This is a genomic window from Pseudoalteromonas sp. J2K-J031 (assembly GCF_058197095.2).
In genome coordinates this window covers 1,389,102-1,405,781 of the sequence record NZ_CM200279.1, presented here as the reverse complement: position 1 = coordinate 1,405,781, position 16,680 = coordinate 1,389,102, and the positions used below count along the sequence as shown (strand labels likewise).

The 16,680-nt window shown below is 48.0% G+C and carries 18 protein-coding genes; 5 read left to right on the top strand and 13 right to left on the bottom strand.

What is annotated here, in order from left to right; genetic code table 11:
- Window positions 1-22 precede the first annotated feature (22 nt).
- Genes traN through AC3KZC_RS06585 form a run of 7 tightly spaced genes read right to left on the bottom strand, consistent with a single transcriptional unit; the run spans window position 23 to window position 9,792 of the window.
- Window positions 23-3,715 (bottom strand): conjugal transfer protein TraN, encoded by a 3,693-nt coding sequence (gene traN / locus AC3KZC_RS06615; RefSeq protein WP_490576704.1) that lies wholly within the window; start codon window positions 3,713-3,715, stop codon window positions 23-25.
- A gap of 2 nt (window positions 3,716-3,717) precedes the next feature.
- The gene (locus AC3KZC_RS06610; RefSeq protein ID WP_518525918.1) at window positions 3,718-4,716 is read right to left on the bottom strand and encodes a TraU family protein; all 999 of its coding nucleotides are present in this window, start codon (window positions 4,714-4,716) and stop codon (window positions 3,718-3,720) included.
- A gap of 13 nt (window positions 4,717-4,729) precedes the next feature.
- The gene (locus tag AC3KZC_RS06605) at window positions 4,730-5,857 is read right to left on the bottom strand and encodes a TrbC family F-type conjugative pilus assembly protein (RefSeq protein WP_490576703.1); all 1,128 of its coding nucleotides are present in this window, start codon (window positions 5,855-5,857) and stop codon (window positions 4,730-4,732) included.
- Window positions 5,858-5,864: 7 nt separating this feature from the next.
- Window positions 5,865-6,377 (bottom strand): S26 family signal peptidase, encoded by a 513-nt coding sequence (locus AC3KZC_RS06600; protein ID WP_180949878.1) that lies wholly within the window; start codon window positions 6,375-6,377, stop codon window positions 5,865-5,867.
- Window positions 6,361-6,708, bottom strand: a complete 348-nt coding sequence (locus AC3KZC_RS06595; RefSeq protein WP_024008830.1) for a hypothetical protein — start codon at window positions 6,706-6,708, stop codon at window positions 6,361-6,363. The genes AC3KZC_RS06600 and AC3KZC_RS06595 overlap by 17 nt, the downstream gene beginning before the upstream one ends.
- Complete coding sequence (gene traC, locus AC3KZC_RS06590) at window positions 6,701-9,100, bottom strand: type IV secretion system protein TraC (RefSeq protein WP_490576702.1); 2,400 nt, start codon at window positions 9,098-9,100, stop codon at window positions 6,701-6,703. Before traC ends, AC3KZC_RS06595 begins: the two co-directional genes overlap by 8 nt.
- Window positions 9,100-9,792: a DsbC family protein gene (locus AC3KZC_RS06585; protein ID WP_490576701.1), complete on the bottom strand. Its 693-nt coding sequence runs from the start codon at window positions 9,790-9,792 to the stop codon at window positions 9,100-9,102. The genes traC and AC3KZC_RS06585 overlap by 1 nt, the downstream gene beginning before the upstream one ends.
- Window positions 9,793-10,160: 368 nt before the next feature.
- Between AC3KZC_RS06585 and AC3KZC_RS06580 the strand changes: the two genes are divergently transcribed.
- Window positions 10,161-10,427, top strand: coding sequence for a type II toxin-antitoxin system TacA family antitoxin (locus tag AC3KZC_RS06580; RefSeq protein WP_000212004.1), 267 nt, complete (start codon window positions 10,161-10,163; stop codon window positions 10,425-10,427).
- On the top strand, window positions 10,418-10,924 hold the full coding sequence (locus AC3KZC_RS06575) for a GNAT family N-acetyltransferase (RefSeq protein ID WP_419408015.1): 507 nt from the start codon (window positions 10,418-10,420) through the stop codon (window positions 10,922-10,924). Before AC3KZC_RS06580 ends, AC3KZC_RS06575 begins: the two co-directional genes overlap by 10 nt.
- 40 nt (window positions 10,925-10,964) lie before the next feature.
- Here AC3KZC_RS06575 and traA read toward each other — a convergent pair whose 3' ends face one another.
- The 6 genes from traA to traL form a co-directional block, all read right to left on the bottom strand.
- Complete coding sequence (traA, locus tag AC3KZC_RS06570; protein ID WP_000180225.1) at window positions 10,965-11,351, bottom strand: TraA family conjugative transfer protein; 387 nt, start codon at window positions 11,349-11,351, stop codon at window positions 10,965-10,967.
- Window positions 11,348-11,920 (bottom strand): type IV conjugative transfer system lipoprotein TraV, encoded by a 573-nt coding sequence (gene traV, locus AC3KZC_RS06565; RefSeq protein WP_001944091.1) that lies wholly within the window; start codon window positions 11,918-11,920, stop codon window positions 11,348-11,350. The genes traA and traV overlap by 4 nt, the downstream gene beginning before the upstream one ends.
- 74 nt (window positions 11,921-11,994) lie before the next feature.
- The gene (locus AC3KZC_RS06560; protein ID WP_490576700.1) at window positions 11,995-13,284 is read right to left on the bottom strand and encodes a TraB/VirB10 family protein; all 1,290 of its coding nucleotides are present in this window, start codon (window positions 13,282-13,284) and stop codon (window positions 11,995-11,997) included.
- 2 nt (window positions 13,285-13,286) lie between these two features.
- Window positions 13,287-14,183, bottom strand: a complete 897-nt coding sequence (locus tag AC3KZC_RS06555; RefSeq protein ID WP_140077957.1) for a type-F conjugative transfer system secretin TraK — start codon at window positions 14,181-14,183, stop codon at window positions 13,287-13,289.
- Window positions 14,167-14,793 carry a TraE/TraK family type IV conjugative transfer system protein gene (locus tag AC3KZC_RS06550; RefSeq protein ID WP_000667167.1) on the bottom strand — a complete coding sequence of 209 codons (627 nt, stop codon included), beginning with the start codon at window positions 14,791-14,793 and terminating at the stop codon, window positions 14,167-14,169. Before AC3KZC_RS06550 ends, AC3KZC_RS06555 begins: the two co-directional genes overlap by 17 nt.
- Window positions 14,790-15,071, bottom strand: coding sequence for a type IV conjugative transfer system protein TraL (gene traL / locus AC3KZC_RS06545; RefSeq protein ID WP_000433891.1), 282 nt, complete (start codon window positions 15,069-15,071; stop codon window positions 14,790-14,792). The genes AC3KZC_RS06550 and traL overlap by 4 nt, the downstream gene beginning before the upstream one ends.
- A 239-nt stretch (window positions 15,072-15,310) precedes the next feature.
- On the opposite strand from traL, the gene AC3KZC_RS06540 reads away from it, so the two are divergent.
- The 3 genes from AC3KZC_RS06540 (at window position 15,311) to relB (ending at window position 16,667) form a co-directional block, all read left to right on the top strand.
- Window positions 15,311-16,276, top strand: coding sequence for a hypothetical protein (locus tag AC3KZC_RS06540; protein WP_490576699.1), 966 nt, complete (start codon window positions 15,311-15,313; stop codon window positions 16,274-16,276).
- 10 nt (window positions 16,277-16,286) lie between these two features.
- Entirely contained in the window at window positions 16,287-16,391 is a 105-nt protein-coding gene (locus tag AC3KZC_RS06535; RefSeq protein ID WP_193265770.1) for a type II toxin-antitoxin system RelE/ParE family toxin, read from the top strand.
- Between the two features lie 102 nt (window positions 16,392-16,493).
- Complete coding sequence (gene relB / locus AC3KZC_RS06530; protein ID WP_490576698.1) at window positions 16,494-16,667, top strand: type II toxin-antitoxin system RelB family anti-toxin; 174 nt, start codon at window positions 16,494-16,496, stop codon at window positions 16,665-16,667.
- The last annotated feature ends 13 nt before the right edge of the window (window positions 16,668-16,680 follow it).

The window sequence follows — 16,680 nt, the reverse complement described above, 5'->3', positions numbered from 1 at the left end:
CAGCCATTTTAGAAGGGCATGCTCAATTATTTCCCGAAATTTCTTCCATCGCCTCCTGGCGTAATTTCTGAGCATCCATTCCGTTTAGCCGTTCAATGGCTCTGTCTGCGGCACTTTGACGGTTTCCATCCACGTTAAGCGTACTTCCTGAGCCAGTCAGTCTTTCCAGATCCAGTGACGGTACTTCGGGTAGGTTGCCTGTTATTGACAAGATACCTATCCATTCATCCAGATTGACTTGGCTCCAATCTACCTGGTTTAACTGACTCGCGGTCAAACCTTCACAGTTTGGTGACTTGGCACTGCCCCAACCAAGGCCCAATTGAGGACGTACTTGTTCTTGAATGATCCGTGAAAGTGGCGAAGTAAAGCAACAATATGACTGCCGTTTTTCAACACAGGCACCTAAAAACTTAGACTTGCAGTAAGAGCCTACATAGTGGCAACTCTTCAATACCCGCTTGGCGTTCATTTCAAACTCACTCTGCTCACATTTCCAGATAAGCTGAATGAGGATCATGGTGACTGAATAAATCATGTAGGCCGTCATAACCGTACTCAGAACCGCACCCGCAGCGCCACCCAAGGCAAAGTTACCGCCCGAAACGACACCATCGGCTCCAACCGCGCCACCAACGTTGCTAAACAGTGCCGATTGCGCCCCCGAACCAAAGGTCGTACCTACCCATTCAGCCGTTTTGTTGGTCAATACCTGCATGAAGCCAGTCGCAGCTTGCTCCGCTCCCGCGCCAGCAGCCGTTGATGGCCCAGCCCCCATGAGAGAGTCCCATGCAGACACAAAAGGCTCTTTGACCGCACTCCAAGTGCTCGTGATTGGCTCCCTGAGCGTATTCCACGAACCATAGATTGCCGAAGACGGATTCATGGCCATGACTGCCGTATCAAGCTTGTTGACCGCAACTATCATCGTGATGTAATCCGATAACGACACGCCACTTGGCTTTTCACAGCAATCCACTATGCCGCCAACGGCTTTTTTGCACTGGCCAGCATTACCTTTAAAGACCGTACACTCGACGTTATCTTGGCCATCAGCTCCCGTACATGACATATCATTGGTCATAAACTGCGCCGCATTAAGCATCGCTGCGGCTTCTGCAAAGTTAGCCTGCTTGATTGACTCTGGCTCTAAACAATCTGTGCCCATACAGCGAACTGGCCCCTCACAGTTGTATTGAGTTTCCATTCGAGCGTTTTGCACTTCAACGCTTTGTCCGCAGTCATACACCAAACTTTGGATATAGCAGAAGCCTTCATGACCAGCCCCGCCTTCAGTGCATTCGGTTCTGACGGACTGGCAGGCTGGGTTTTGCTCTAGCGCGGCACACGAATTGGTGGTCGTGTTTTGTCCGTTATTGACGATGGTTTGCGTATTACCATTGGCATCTACCCAGCTATCTGAGCTGCCCATGTTGAACTCTGGGTGAGCAGTCGAGGCATTGTAGGTCGCTCTTGCCCTCCAACATGAGAGCCCCAGTCCATCAGAACTGCCGCGACTGGTTAAATGAGCAGGAGACGAAACAACCGCCGGATAAAGACTTCCAAGCTTCGCCAACTCGCCACTACCAACCGTTAATCCGTCGATTCGTTTTGTGCCCGTATCCAAACACTGCCACTGCACCGCAGTAAACTGATCCGTTTGCATCAAGCATTGGTCTATGCCCGGATCACTTGATTGATGAACAACGTCTTGCTCTATGTATTTGCCAGAGAAGGCCAATGAAGCGCTCAGTTTCGCAGGAGCCAAACACTTCTGAACTTCTCGGCTACAGGTATCAAAATCGACTCTGTTCCAGCCGGATTCACATCTGGAACGAGTGACTTCCTGAGGTTCATGCCACGAAATAATCGACCCATTGACGACTTTACACAATGAGCCAACCAAGGTTCCTTTTGGACAGGTCATTTCAGGGTATTTAATGGACGGTTTCGTCTCAGTCACCGTTTCCTTATTGCCCGTCAGTGAGAGTGTCGTTTTCCAACCATTTGCCTTGGATGGCGACTCGGTGATTTTTATCCCAGTATTTTGATTATCAATAATCCTCAGTGTCGCGTTTCCAGTTTGCATAGTACTGCTGTGCTGTGGAACAAAGCTGAGCGTTTCAGAGCTAAAGCAACCGCGCTCAATGGACAAGCTTTGTTGATGTGTTTGGGCGGATACACGTCGCTCTAACTGACACTGAGTAAGCGTGCTGATCTTCTCGCACACCTGGTAATCCGGTACATGCTTGGTTTCAATAAATGGCGTAATCGTCTGAGTAGGCTCACAGGCCTCAAAACTACTTGGCATAAGGTTGGATACCACACACTTTGGATCGCTGGTTTGCAATCCACAGTCATAGGTATCGGTAAAACGAATGCATTCACCTTTATCATTGGTTTCGGCACATTCTGACGACATGAATCCACAGGAAGGATTCGCTTCAAGCACTTGGCAGGCCTGATTTTCAATCCCCTTATAGCTTTCGTCATCCACACTCACTTGTACACGCCGACACAAAGGCGATATGCCAGTCACTGGGCTTGGGGCAAAATAGGATTCACAAACTGAAACACCATTGACCACCGTACATCCGTTGGTTGAAGAAGGCTGATCCGTGCATTGAATGCTGTAGTCTGAAAACTTCGTCGGGATATCCGCTGCTTGTTCGATACAGGATTGTGGCGACCAACTATCATTCATCACTACCTTGGTTGGATCAAAGCGCACCTTTATGCGTGCATAGCCCTCACCACTACCCGTAACCGATACGCGAATTTTTATCGGCACTTCTAAACCTGGTTCTACCGCTTTTAGCTTGGCAGTGAGATCGGTATTTGGATTGCGCTCCCAACTGGTACTAAGCTCGCAACGACCTGCCGTTTCTGGTGGAAAGTTATTGTTCGGCCCAGACCAGACTTTCTGATCACCAAGCCACACTTGCATGTAGTCATCCCATTTGGCGTACTCAAGTACGGCTGAGGTAATCGCATCGGGATTCACGACTTTGAGTGTGATGGCCTGTTCAAATACTTTACAACGTCCACTCCAGTAGTTGTCACCAATTCGCCCTATCCAAACTTCAAGACACCCCTCACCACAAGAGCGAAGGTTCATTGGTCCTGAAACATGCTCAATGATGCCTGCCGTGTAATCGTGAGTAATAGTGCAGCTGTTAACCGCTGTATTGAGCCTGTCACATTGCTGGTAATTTGGGCTGCCTTCACCTTGAGACTCACAACCGGGGAAGCTTTGGGTTAATAGATTGGGGTCAGTTTGAACCGCATCAGTTAATGCCCAAAGCGGATCATTGACCATATCTGGCCGCGACCTGTCTTTGATTTGCTGTAGCGAACGAAACGCTTCACCCGTAGCGCCACTTTCGGATGCCATGCTCTCTTGGCGCTGCGTCCCCAATTGATTCATGCTGGTATCAGAGCCATAAACGCCCGTTAAGACATCCAATGAGCCCTGATCCATACCAGGGAAAAGCTCTTGCAAGTTAATGGACTCATTACCACTGCCATTCGGCACCGACAATGTATTGCCATTGAGTGCGGGCATCGTCCAGTTTTGCAGCAATTGCTTACCTTCCTGTTGTCCGCTTAGACCGGATTGGCGCTGCACATCAGCGGCCACACCATGTAAGGGCAAGCACGCCATAGTGATAGATAAAATACCCGCTAACACTCGGGTAAAAAATGTTGGTTTCATAGTTAACCTCCCGAGTTACAGCAGTCTTGCCAGCGCCACAAAATGTAGAGTGCATCTTCACCGGCACCTGGGATTGTTCGCCACTCTCCCCATTTCATGGTGCTTTCACCGATGACATGTGCACTTTCAGTTTCAGGTACAGGGAAGAACATACTCATCTTGTATTGGGATTTCGGCAGCATGGGTTCGATAACAGGTCGGCATAGCGCACTGTTCCCCATTGTTCGCCTTGCAAGACCACGCCTGTGTTGAGCCGCGATTGCTCGCGCCGCTAAATGGCTGGTGTTTTCTGCTAATGAGCCGAAGGCTAGTGTGTGGCCAGATAACGGGTAGAGATGGCCCCAACTGCCAGCACACCAAAACAACTGGTCGATGGGTTTACCAAACGTTGATGAAGCAGCGTCAGCGGTACAAGCAGATATAGCCAATGGATTGGCAACGGCAGCCGCTTCAGGCTGAGTAAAAAAGGCCAGTTCATCGTTCAGCCATGTTGGGTCCAATTCGGACAAATACATCAAGTCAAAGTCCATGTAACCATCGGCATTGCAATTGCCATCCATGAACAAATCGAGCATGACCAAAAGCGGAAAGGCGTAATAATGGTAATGGTAGAAAGCAAGATCACCGGTATCGTATTCACCCTCACCATGACCACCTTGCAATCGCCTATCACCTAACGGTAAGCGAATCCCTCCCAGTGAAGGCGAACAACCTGGCGTTCTGACCAGTTCAATCAAACGCGCTGGCTCCCACATGCTGGTAACAATACCTGGCCTTGGCACACCTAAGTTGTCTTCACATAAGCAAAATGACTTGTTTGATGCGCCGCTTGGGACATTGCCAGAGCCAAGAGGAAGACCGGCAACCCGGATAGGAAAAATGCATGACCAGCAAACATCCGTCAGCAACTTACCGGACAATAACCCCGCATCTGGGCAGGTCAATTCGGCTTTTGCAGGAATAGATGCGCTTAAGACAAACATGACAACGAGAGTCCGCAACAGACGATACGTATTATTGAGCTTTTTCATGAACAAGCTCCTTTGCTGGAATTTCTTCTATTTCAAACGCGAGTCCCTTTGCTTGCACAAACGATGGGGTGACTTGCAAATCAAAGCGCTGCTTTAGCGAGGCATTGAGAAGGTAAACCGGACTGTCCAATGTCTTTTCGAGCGCATTGAGGCTATTCCAACCTTGTGCACGGTCGAGCTGCGTGGTGATAAGCGTAATGCGGCGCAGTGTCCTATCTTGCGTCTCAAGCCAATGCGCTACTGCGTCCACTTCTTCAGCGTTCGACGCATTAAACACCACAAGCTGCTGAGTAAACGGCAAGGCTTTGAGCGGGTTAATACGCGTTCCTGCTGGGATCAATGTTCGGCCATTGGCATCCAATAGTGGCCGCTGCATGACGATGGTTGGATCAACCATTCTTATCCGATACTGCGTGGCTTTGGGTAACTCAGTAAATGTTTGGCGAGACCAGAAACGCTCAATGGCTTTTTTCTTTAATGCGCCCAGGTCAATCGACTGTAAACGCTGCATCGCCACTTGCATCAAATCCGGTTCTAAAATGGAATGAATAGGACCGCGTTGACCCAATGAACCGGTATTGCCTGTTTCAATTTGACGCTGCAACCAGTCCTTGCTGTAAACCCCTAGTGCACTTGCAGTCACCTTGTCATCCTCTATGCGGAAAATGGCCGGCACGCTAGTCACCCGCCAGTGCACAAAGGCTTTCGGATCGATTCGAACCTGAGGAACAGGATCAAGTCCCACCATCAGCGTATGCCAATCACGGATAGCCGCCCCCAAGGTCTTTCCTTCAGGAATTCCCCGAAACAACACAATAGCGCCGGTAGCACTGGCCTCTTTGAAAAGCTGCTTCAGCGACGAATCCCCCAGTGAGGACGACGCAAATATCAACCATTCATCGTTGTGTTTGAGCGACGCAGATTGTTCAACCGGTGCAAAAGGCTCTATAAATTCAGATGAACCATCCACAGCACTTTGTAAAATGCTGCGGCTCATTTCGACGATCTTTTTGTCTTCGTCAGACAACAGAAAAGGCTCTTGTGCCCAGGACACTTGAACCCAAGACAATGGAGCAACCAACAAAAATAAGAGACATAGTCTTTGCATCATCTACCTCCTACCAAAGCGGCCAAGCGCGACCAACAATCTGCTCGCGCTTAACGGCATTCCAATAGCGGGAGTCGAAACTCGTTGCAGCCTCGCCGGAAAACCAATATTCGTTTTCTTGCAGCGTCAATGAGCGGCTAAATTGTGATTCCGCCACACCAAGACGCTGGGCTAATGCCATGCCGGTAGAGACTTCAGCACCGTTCACCAGCACATGCTCAGGCGTCACATTGACTTCATCCCCAGGCATCCCTGTTAGGCGTTTCAGCATCCGAGTACCGTCGTTATATAACGGAGCGAGTCCTTTTGAGTGGAAGGCATACAAACCATCCTTAACGGGCTCTTTATTCCATAGGTCAATTAGATACACCGTGGTATCAGGCAGGCAGCGCTCTTGCTGGGTATCAATACCTATTCGGTAGCGCATCATGGCGTAGGTGCCTACCAAGGCCATGATTAACGCAAGAATGGTCAGCCGGATGAGGTAAGGCCGCCAAGGCATTCTTTTACGGAGTATCTGCATGAGACACCTCCTTTGAGCCTACTGGCACAAATATGGAATCATCAGCACCCACCACCGCTTGGGCATCCAGCACGATAAAACCGGCTGCTTTTAACTTTTCAATTTGTTGATTGGTCTGAAGCAACCTGGATTCGATGTCTTGTTCGCTGGCATTGGGGCCCAGTGACAACACCGCCTCCCCAAAATCCACGACTGCAATGGGCGTACTTAACGCCAACTGGCTGTGGATGGGTTCGAGTGTTTTCATTAAGAGCCAACTGGTCATTAAACCGCTACCAGCAATAGACAAGGTAATAGAGGCCATAAATGGCCAAAGCGTGGTCTTATTCATAGCCTCGCTCCTTCAACAACTGAAAGATGGCATCAGCAACAGAAAGGCCTTTGCGCGTTAACTGTTTAATCGCGTTTACATCTTCTGCACGGGACGAGTACAACAGCTTGTGAAACGGATCGACGATGAGGCGGCCAATCCCGGTGCCCATTTCAGTAATAAAGAAAATTTCGGAATAGACACCCGTGACGGTATGAACCGTTTTCAGGTACTCATAACCGCCTTCACCTAGTGGCAAGCGGCCTTCTTTTTTGAGGGCGTTGATGGTTTCAGCTTTTTGGCCAAGCAGGTACATATTGGCCGAGTTTTCAGCGATGGCTTTACCTGTAGGGCTGTCATACAAATCGTTGACCGACTGCGTTACCGTTACAGCACTGCCGCCATATTTTCGAAATCGACGGTAACCCGTCTCGATGAACTTACCGACATCACCTTGAGTCAGCAGATCCCAAGCTTCGTCAATGAACACAATCTTGCGACGATCCCGCTCACCTAAGTACATCTCTTGTTGGATTTGGTAGATAAGCTGAAGCAACACCACTTGTTGTAGGTGCTTGCGCCCCTTGAGCTCTTCTAACTCCAAAACAGTGAATCGGTTTTTGAAGCGAATATTGTTGTGGCCATTAAAGAAGCGGCCATATTCGCCCTGTGTCGTAAACGGATAGAGCTGCTCACCCACGTCTTGCACACGTCGGTCTTCATGATTTTTCAAAGCCGCTGCCACATCATCAACCAACATGGCACGACCTTTTTTCTCCCAAAGTTCACGGGTCTGACGTTTTAGGTTGGCCATCTGAAAATCGGTTAATGACTGCGTAGGTGCGGCCATTGCGGCCAATAGCCCAACCAGTACATCCGCTTCTTCGTCATAGTCCTCAACGATTTCAAACGGATTTAAGCAAATGCCACTGTCACGCCCGAACTGTAAGAACTCACCGTCATAGACTTCACACAGCTTTTCATAAGAGCGGCCAACATCAATCACCCAGCATTGGCCGCCTTCAGATAAGTAGGAGGAGATGATTTCGTTCACCAGGAATGACTTACCCGACCCCGATTGCGCCGCGATGCAACAGTTGTAATTACTGCCCGAGTCATAAAGGGACACACTCATGATCTGGCCATTACGGGAAACAAAGTTAATCACTGGCGTGCCCGTGCCTTTCCAATCTGCAAACAAAGGCAACAGTGGGATCACATGTCGTGTCGCCATGGTCTTGAATCGAAACAAGTCGTTCATCGCCTGGCGGTCGGCACCAAATGGCAGGGCATTCAGAAAAATGGGCAAGCAGAAGTACTTGTCTTCCATCAGCTCAAACCCGAGTTCTTTGAAATAAGTTCGAGCATTTGAAACAGAGCTGATGGACGCCTCTTCTGTTGGTGAAAACAGCGTTAAGGTCATATTTGCCCGAATAGGACGATCACCTTCTTGCAAGGCTTCAAAAAGAACATCAAACCCCTTTTTCTTGGCTGCCAGCACCGGCACAAACTTGAGCATCGGGCCATAAGCCTGATTGACCGCCCATTGACGCTTCGTCTCTAAACGAGATCGCATGGCCTCGGCTGAAGGAAAGTGAATGGTGACATTCAGCAAAAAGCTTCCGCGTAAACCGCGACTGCCCGTCATCATATCGCCCGCAAAACTTGCGGCATGGCCAAACCAGATCCGCTCAGGCAGGCGCTTAAACGATAGGGTTTTAACTCGGTAATCACCCAGCATCAGACCTTGACTATCCACTTTGATAGCCCGGTCATAATCCAACACTTGCTCTCGAAGTGGCTTATCTGCCTCACTGCGGATTGGTGATGGATTGCGCCAAGAAGCATCTTTTCCCCAGTTAAGCTGAGCACTTAATGCCGCGAGCCAGTTTCGGTCAGTCATCTCCGTGACGCGAAAACCAACCGTTGCCAGCGCTTGCGAGAAAGAAGCCCGAAGCGCGGATGCTCGACTCAACTCACGCTCCGTCGGTATAGGACTTTCCAAAGGCAATTTGCAGGTGACGATCAGTTGAAAGTTGCGTACCTGAGTCTGGGTCGATTCTTCTATCGGTTGAACCGTGCCCCCATCGAGGAAATCCGCACGTTTGCGTATCGACGCCCTGAGCAATGGATCGGATTGACGATGCCGTAAGCCCATCATGCGCTGAAGGTCGGTTTGAATATCAGGGGATGCGTACAGGCCAAATTGCAGCAAAGTGTCTTTTGGCCAGTCGTTGTTGAGAAGAACATTAACCCTGTCTGCAACAGACTCATCACCACCTGGCAATGGGTCACATAGAAAGCCAAAGCCAACGCTTTGGTCTTCCATGAAAAACAGTTGCTCATCGTCGGAATAGGCCAATACTGGCAACAGCTCTGAAGCGCGTTGCCCTGAATACAGAGAGGCTTTCATTAACGCCCCTCCAACCAAGCAGAAAGATCATAAGGACGGCCTCGGCTGATGCGACCATCATTGGCGACGATGAAAGGTACACCTTGAATGCCCAGAATTTGAGCCGTCACCAAAGTACGCTGCATTGGCTCCAAGTTGCAGGCATCATCCTGTTCTAGGTTACCAATCCGGCCATTCAGCAATGCATCTGTGGCCGCTTTCTTGTCACGCGCACAGCCAAGCTGGCGAACCTGACGCTCTGAATCAGGACCAAGCACTGGCACAGGGAGAATTTGGAAGGTGTATTCTTTGGTTAACGGTAAGGCTTGTTTCAAAAGCTCATGGCAGTGCGGGCATCGTGGATCAACAAAGACCACCACTTTCTTTTTGCCTTCGCCCAGCGTCAGTGGGTTCAAATCATCCATTTTTAAGCCAAGACGACTTAAGTCCAGCGTGTTACCAGCTTCACGAATTTCTTCGAGGTTAGTAAGCGGCTTTTTCGACCAGGCATCATAGAGCGTGCCATCAATAACGAACCGGCCACTGTCTGACATGAAAACAATACGGCCATTGCTTTCGACCGCTTTCATACCCGTGACAGGTAAAGAAACCATGCCGTCAATTTTGCCAACGGGCGACACTTCAGACACAGGTTCAGCTTGAACCAAAGGAGACAGCGCAAGCGCCAGAATAATTGGAGATAGTTTTCGCATGAGGAGTCCTCGTTAATGTAAATCGAGGCTCCAGTCTATGCAGTTGTCCTATGTGGACTCGGTTAGATAGATTGAAGAATTGGATGCCTTGCTAGGGTGCCACTTGTTGTTACGCACTATTTGTAAGGGTATAGCTTTCATTCTGCCAGCCTTACAGACTTCCCCTCAAGTCATCTGGTTTAGCTGACTCCTTTTTTTCATACCTTAGGTGTTAATTTTTGCAATGTTTTAAACCAGAAAGAGTGACATCCCCTCGAAATCAAACTGACCTACTCTCAAAGTTTCATGCCCAACAATTCGTATATCCATTGACTACACGGAAAAGTCATTTAAACTGTGTATTAAATAGATATACAGAGGATGGTGTCATGGCTACAAAGACAGCCCCAATCAACATGCGAGTACTGCCATCGGTAAGAGACATCATCGATGCCGCAGCAAGTTTAAAAAAAGTTGATAGAACCGTGTTCATTCAGCAAGCAGCGCTCAATGAAGCGCATAGTATACTGGCAGAACAGCGGGATTTTGTTCTAGAAGCAAAGGCTTTTGAAGCGTTTGATAACGAACTTCGTGCAGAGCCACAGACTCTTGAAGGTATGAAAGATCTGTTTAAGAGGAAAGCGCCTTGGGAATAAGTGCACCAACCCTCCTCACTGATGAGCACCAGCTTAATGCCTTTCAATGTGGCATTGAAGAGCTCGATACTTGGTTAAGAAAACAGGCGTTAAAGAGTCAAAAGCGGGGAACCGCGAGGGTGTATGTGGTCAATGACACTGACGCCCATCAAGTGGTCGGGTACTATGCCATTGCCATGGGATCAGTTTCCAGAGAGCAAGCTTTCAGTTCATTAAGAAGAAATAGTCCAGATCCCATTCCCATGGTGATTCTAGCCAGGCTTGGAGTAGATAACGCCTATCAAGGTCAAGGCATTGCGGCAGGTCTTTTAAAAGATTGTATCATTCGCTCAGTACAAGCAATGAACGCTGTCGGTGGAGCAGGAATCTTAGTCCATGCTATTGATGGTAGTGCGCAAACGTTCTACAAGAAATTTGGCTTCAAAGAATCGACGTTTGATCCTTTAGTACTCATGGCAAGGATCTGCGATATCGAAGAATCATTGTCGATAGACTGAGATGACGGCTCCCCTTTCACAAGAGAAGCCGTCAATATTATCAGGTGCCCAGTAAAACAGCGCTGATTGCTGGAACTGTTGTGCCAATGACTTCTTGAGTGCTGGCAACTACAGGTAAAGTTGCAGACATAACACTTTCAACGACTGTTGGTGTGTTGTAGAGACCCATACCGCCACCAATGCCCAAGGCAAAGGCCATCAAGCTTTGGCGAGCGATACCGCCCACAATACCCACCAGAACCATGGCTCCAGCTACGATCCGTCCCAAAGTACCTTGGGTCCAATCTTTTAGGGTATCCCACACATCAGTGAAAGCATCACCACCGGTGCCCGCAAATGAGGGCTCCGAAATCATTAACGCCATTAAACCAAGCGCACCAATGGTCATTAGGCGTTGAGTTTGAATGGTGCGAACTGCATTTGTCATTCGTTAGTTTCTCCGTAGATACTCAAGTTATCGCGCTTACCATCAGCTCCCGCTGAGGCTGAATCGCTTTGAGTCTGAAGTGGACGTAGCACTGGCGAAACCGTTCGAGGTGCTGACACCCCAATATCCCACCGGCGCGGTTCAATTTCGGTAAACACGTAGCTGGATAAATTCAGATCTCCACGGTCATCCTCCCAAGGCGCAATCCAAATTCGCATCACCCTTGAAGGAATGCGAATAGGTGCAGATTGCTGCGTCTCAGGTAATGCTGGATGGCTCAGCAGTCCTGTCTCTAAATCAGATTGTGAATACCCAGAGGGAGAACCAATTCGAGTCGCCACAGCATCAATCGTCTTGGGTGCAGCGCCATTACTGGTAAGCTCATAGACTTCACGAGCGGATAAACAGCGCACACCGTCAGGCATACCTGGGCATCCATATTCACTACTCCCAAGACCCAATGAACTACAGCCAGACAATAAGGTTGAGCCGACTGCCAATAAAAGTAATCCAGCTTTAGACCACTGTTTTGACTGGTGCTTTGGGTTGTTCTGCATTGATGTCGTCATGGTTAACTCTCCTCTGGATACACATCTTATTGTCTGAAACGGACTTCGATCGGTTAGCAACATGCAGGATTTTTTCATCTTCTTGCACCTACCCCTTGTGAAGTGGCCAATGACAACGAGGCCCCACGAGTGACTATGACTTCAATTTTCCTTGCAGCGTCTACCTCTATAACTGGGAACATATTTTCAGCCATGTCCAAATAGAACTTGGCCACTCGATCCAATGCTTTACCTGTGCCTTTAATCGCAGCGCCTTGTAATGCTTCTTGGCTCATGACTTGCTGGTACAGCTGAGTATCACCGGCATTACCCGTCTGAATCGTTGGTACAGGATTCACATCAAATGCGCCTGCCAAGCCCTGTAGGAATCCGGCCATCATCGATTTAGCCACCAGTTGGCCTTGTTTCGACACTAATCGGCCACGAATACCGGCTTTGCCGTCTTCACCCACGGCATAAGAATCCAGTCGTGTTTCAATGACGCCACCATCTTCTCTCACACATGAAATGGTCTCGCCTCGCAAATAGGCACGCTCTGAGCTCAAATCACCGTAACCTGCGGCGATCAAGAAACACTCTTTGATATCCGCTCTAAATCGGTTGGGTAAAATGGCTTCCTTTTGAATCCTCAGCAATGCAGGAAAAGGTTCGCGTCTTGCGGACTCGTGAGTAGGAGCATCCAACCCCGTGATCAAAGTACCCGAGATGATGCTGCCCGCCGGTAGATACAAAGGCGGCGCTTCTTGCACAACAACGTCTGGTTCGACAACCACTTCAGGCTCAATCATACGAATCGTGATTGGCGGCAATGGAACATCCCGAGCTCGTGTACCTTGGCCATTGGCTGGCTGCTGATAGAGCGGTTCAGGAAGTGGCGCATTGGCAAAATAGTCGTCTGGGTTAGACGGCAATGGCTTTTCTTCTTTAGGCAATTCCATGGCAGATAAAGGCACTTCAAAGCGGCTATTTGTGCCTTCAACTGCTGCATCACCTCCAGAGCGAACATCATCAAGTTCCGCTCTAAGGCGGGCCAGCTCCGCGTTGACCTCACTTGGTATAGAAGGCGAACCTGGGCTTAGCCGTCCTGAATCGACGTCACGACGCAAGCGCTCAACTTCACGACGTAACTGTTCATTGCGCTCACTGAGTAGTTTTACGTTTGCAGCCAAACTATCGACCCCAACATCACGAGTATTGGTATCCGTAAGAATGTGCCGGATCGTTTCCTGCCGGTTCCGACTACTTGAGCCATCGTCAGGATTAGGTGAAAACACCATCACCATAAGGATGAGACCACCAGCAATACCAGCAACCGAAAGACCCCGCTTCATGTTCGGGCTCATTTGCTCCCATTGTGCTTTCATCGTTATTCACCTCCCACAAGAAGCGATGGTCGCTGACTTTCCACCGCTTCTTCACGATGATTGCGAACAACCACATACAACTCAGTCTTTTCACCCGGCAACAAGATATTGCGAGGCCAGTAGGCGCTTGCCACTATATCTGGTGCATGACAGGCTATTTCTCTGGCTTCTATCGGCTCATCGGCAAAGCTTTCAACCAGTCCTACATAGACGGTGAAGTAATGTCCCGTCACAATTTGCCCCTGCTTAAAACCAAACTTTAAGCCCGGCTGAAAACATTTCGGGCTTTTGTCAGTTTGGCCAGCTAAACGGATGTCATAGCCTTGTGGTAACTCATTTAGTGCAAGGCGTCTGAGTAAATCACGTAAGCTATCGACGTATGGCTGAGCCGTTTCCCAAGTGGCGGCTTTTCGGTTCACGACGCCCTTAATAGGCCACTGCTGACCATCAATAGCTAAGGTGATTTCACGCGGTGGAATACGACGAGGTACTAAGGTGACAGATAATGCGGGAGCTTCCTGACCAGGCGGAGTGATGTAAAGTGAAACCGGTGATTCTTTGTCCGTGGCCACATATACAACATTCCCCTTGATTTGCGTCTGAGCATCACTGGTTGTTCTCACCTGAGGCGATTCAAACGGCGTCACAATCCGGTTCAGATGGCCAAGTGCTACAGGGATCAGTTCATTAATCCCCGGTGTCATCAGTAGCGTTGTTGGCACATCCGTTGAAACCGTATTGGTTTGAACCGGTGGATTTGCAGTAGCAGACTGCTTCATCACACTGGCTGGCACAATCGGCAATTCCACGTCTGCATACGACGCTTGAGATAACAGGACGCCACTCAAGCTCATTGCGATTAAGCTTGGTGTCATCCATCGACTAATTTTGGTTCGCATCATTTACCCTCCGGTTTTGCTCTTGGGTCAACTTTTCACGAACGCGCTTCGTTCTAGCTTGCCCCTCATACGTATCCATCCAGCTAAGTTTTGGACGGTATTGCTCAATATCGATGTCAAACTCATAGGTGCGAGTTTGGCGCTGTTCATCTCCAGATGGCCCAGAGACCAAGGAATAGCCGGTCACAAAGACATGCCCGGTTTCATACTCATACTCCACTTGTCTGGGTTGGAATTTGAGCGTGACTCGGTCTTCTCGGATTTGCCTTGCCTGAATTTCCAGTGCATCGACCACTTGCTGGTACACCGCTGGAGAAAGTAGCGGCTCAATGGCAACCCGGATGAAAGACACATTACCTGGCGTCACGTTACCCATAAGCTCAGCCAGGTAGAGTCCCCAGGATTCAAGGTAAGGTTGAGTGGCTTGGTTTCGTGACACTTCAGCCGGTTCAGACAAAGTTGGTGGTTGAATGGCTACCACGGTATTGCGAGAAAATGCCGCTACCGCAAGCAGCAAATTAGATAGCACCAGCACCGCAATCAGGAACCGTTGCCATCGGTTCTCTAATTGCGTGCCTTGCCATGATTTTAAAAATACGTCGAACTTCACGGCAGATAGCTCCTGATAAATGGGTTAGGGATCGTCTTGGCTTTGGTTGGCAACAGTCCGGCCCAGTAGATGGCGTGAAGAATAAAACCATCTGGGCGGCCATCACGAAAACGCCGATAGAGCTTGGTTGTCACCAACCCCAACAGGCATAAAACCAAGGCATTACCGGTAAAAATGCCGATCACTAGCCCCAACAGAATGGGAGCCATCTCATCGGCACTCCAAAGCAGGAAGTGCGGCGGATCATCGATATAGGACGGAATACTCACAGGTTCCATAGTCACTCCTCGTTGTTTGAATTGAGAAATGAAGAATGCCTTGGGATTGGCAGGTTCGGTGGTCAGCTAGATGCCGAATTTTTGAAGGTTTTGAGGGTTATGAAGGCAAAATGATTCAGTTATAGACATAAAGAGGAGACAAAGTTATCTTTTACGATAACTTTTTAACCAATCACCTAGAAATGTCTTTTAGAAAACATTAATTTAGGCATTTAAGGACTATATATTTAGGGATGCATATGATCTTTTCTAGAACTGCTATAAGTCTATCATTTTTATTGCTAGTTACGTCCTGTGCTACTACAAATAAAAAAAGTCAAGACCAGTTAATTTTTGACGCCACTATCAATAAAAATATAAACACCACAATGGATGCTATTCGAAATGGAAAATATTCTGATTCCGAAATAAAAATCATTGCTCAGAAAGCATTAGAAAACAACCTTTGCACATTGGCGTATGTAATCACAAGCGAATATCAACTTTCGACTAGTTTACATAGTGAACATCAAACTTTATTCCAATGTCTAATGCTTAACAAGGAGTTCACATCTGCTCTATCTATTCTTCAACAAGGAGCCAACCCTGAGTTTATCAAAGAAGCCAAATATGAAAGAAATGACGCTCTAGAAGAAGCAGCGGCATGGGGAGAAATTGGTATAGTTGAAGAGCTACTAAAATTAGGAAAGCGACCGAGCAACAAAGCTTTTTATGTCGGCATTTCAGGTCATTACCATTCTGATTACGAGAAATCTTTAAAGTTTTTTGAGTTATTCAAACCATTCATTGTCACCATAGTTCTTAACTATTCATTTGCTCAAAAGCCTCTTCTTTACGAAGTATTAGTAGGGCGCAAATATAATTTGGCCCAAAGACTACAACTAGCCAGACTACTATTGGAAAACGGTGCAGATCCAAATGCTGGGATACAAAAGACTGTGAATGGTTCTGAACTGAGTATAAATTACACAGAAACAGTTTTTATGGCTGTTAAAGGTGCTCCTGAGCTAACAGCACTTTTGCTAGCACATGGGGCGAATCCTAAGTTCGAAATTTATAAAGATAAAGCCTATTTTCTAGCTAGTTTGAAGCGAGGTGATATTGTTAGTCAGGGAATTATTCTTGACTTCAAAAATAGCCTCATATTGGTACAAGAAGAAAATGGACAACGATGGATGACAATCGAACAAATTGACCCAGTGTAACCTAATAGGAATGAGTATTTATACGTTACACGCTTTTGTAAAAAAATCTCAAAAGACGCCCAAGAATGAGCTCAATCTTGCCAGAGATAGACAAAAAGAGGTTCAAAAATCATGAGTCTGCAAAAACTGAACACAACGTGCTTTAGCCAATGCTGAAGTTAAGAATGAGTACGATAAGCTTGAAAGTGAGTTCAGCTTTATTGACCAATTGCTTACCATGAGAACAAAGGCGGGGCTTACTCAAGAACAGGTTGCTGAAAGAATGCATACCCAAAAAAGTAATGTCAGTCGTTTAGAAAAAGGTAATGCCAATCCAAGTTGGTCAACTCTTCTAAAATATGCTCACGCATGTGGCTTTGAACTAACACTCAAGCCACAAAAAATGAGTTAACGTCATTCATGAG

Coding starts and splice junctions, on each gene's coding strand:
- AC3KZC_RS06605 (WP_490576703.1), bottom strand. CDS start 5,857: ATGATGCAAAGACTATGTCTCTTATTTTTGTTGGTTGCTCCATTGTCT.
- AC3KZC_RS06535 (WP_193265770.1), top strand. CDS start 16,287: ATGAGTATTTATACGTTACACGCTTTTGTAAAAAAATCTCAAAAGACG.
- AC3KZC_RS06585 (WP_490576701.1), bottom strand. CDS start 9,792: ATGCGAAAACTATCTCCAATTATTCTGGCGCTTGCGCTGTCTCCTTTG.
- traC (WP_490576702.1), bottom strand. CDS start 9,100: ATGAAAGCCTCTCTGTATTCAGGGCAACGCGCTTCAGAGCTGTTGCCA.
- traA (WP_000180225.1), bottom strand. CDS start 11,351: ATGACAAATGCAGTTCGCACCATTCAAACTCAACGCCTAATGACCATT.
- AC3KZC_RS06540 (WP_490576699.1), top strand. CDS start 15,311: ATGATCTTTTCTAGAACTGCTATAAGTCTATCATTTTTATTGCTAGTT.
- traL (WP_000433891.1), bottom strand. CDS start 15,071: ATGGAACCTGTGAGTATTCCGTCCTATATCGATGATCCGCCGCACTTC.
- AC3KZC_RS06560 (WP_490576700.1), bottom strand. CDS start 13,284: ATGAAAGCACAATGGGAGCAAATGAGCCCGAACATGAAGCGGGGTCTT.
- traN (WP_490576704.1), bottom strand. CDS start 3,715: ATGAAACCAACATTTTTTACCCGAGTGTTAGCGGGTATTTTATCTATC.
- AC3KZC_RS06600 (WP_180949878.1), bottom strand. CDS start 6,377: ATGCAGATACTCCGTAAAAGAATGCCTTGGCGGCCTTACCTCATCCGG.
- traV (WP_001944091.1), bottom strand. CDS start 11,920: ATGACGACATCAATGCAGAACAACCCAAAGCACCAGTCAAAACAGTGG.
- relB (WP_490576698.1), top strand. CDS start 16,494: ATGAGAACAAAGGCGGGGCTTACTCAAGAACAGGTTGCTGAAAGAATG.
- AC3KZC_RS06595 (WP_024008830.1), bottom strand. CDS start 6,708: ATGAATAAGACCACGCTTTGGCCATTTATGGCCTCTATTACCTTGTCT.
- AC3KZC_RS06555 (WP_140077957.1), bottom strand. CDS start 14,183: ATGCGAACCAAAATTAGTCGATGGATGACACCAAGCTTAATCGCAATG.
- AC3KZC_RS06580 (WP_000212004.1), top strand. CDS start 10,161: ATGGCTACAAAGACAGCCCCAATCAACATGCGAGTACTGCCATCGGTA.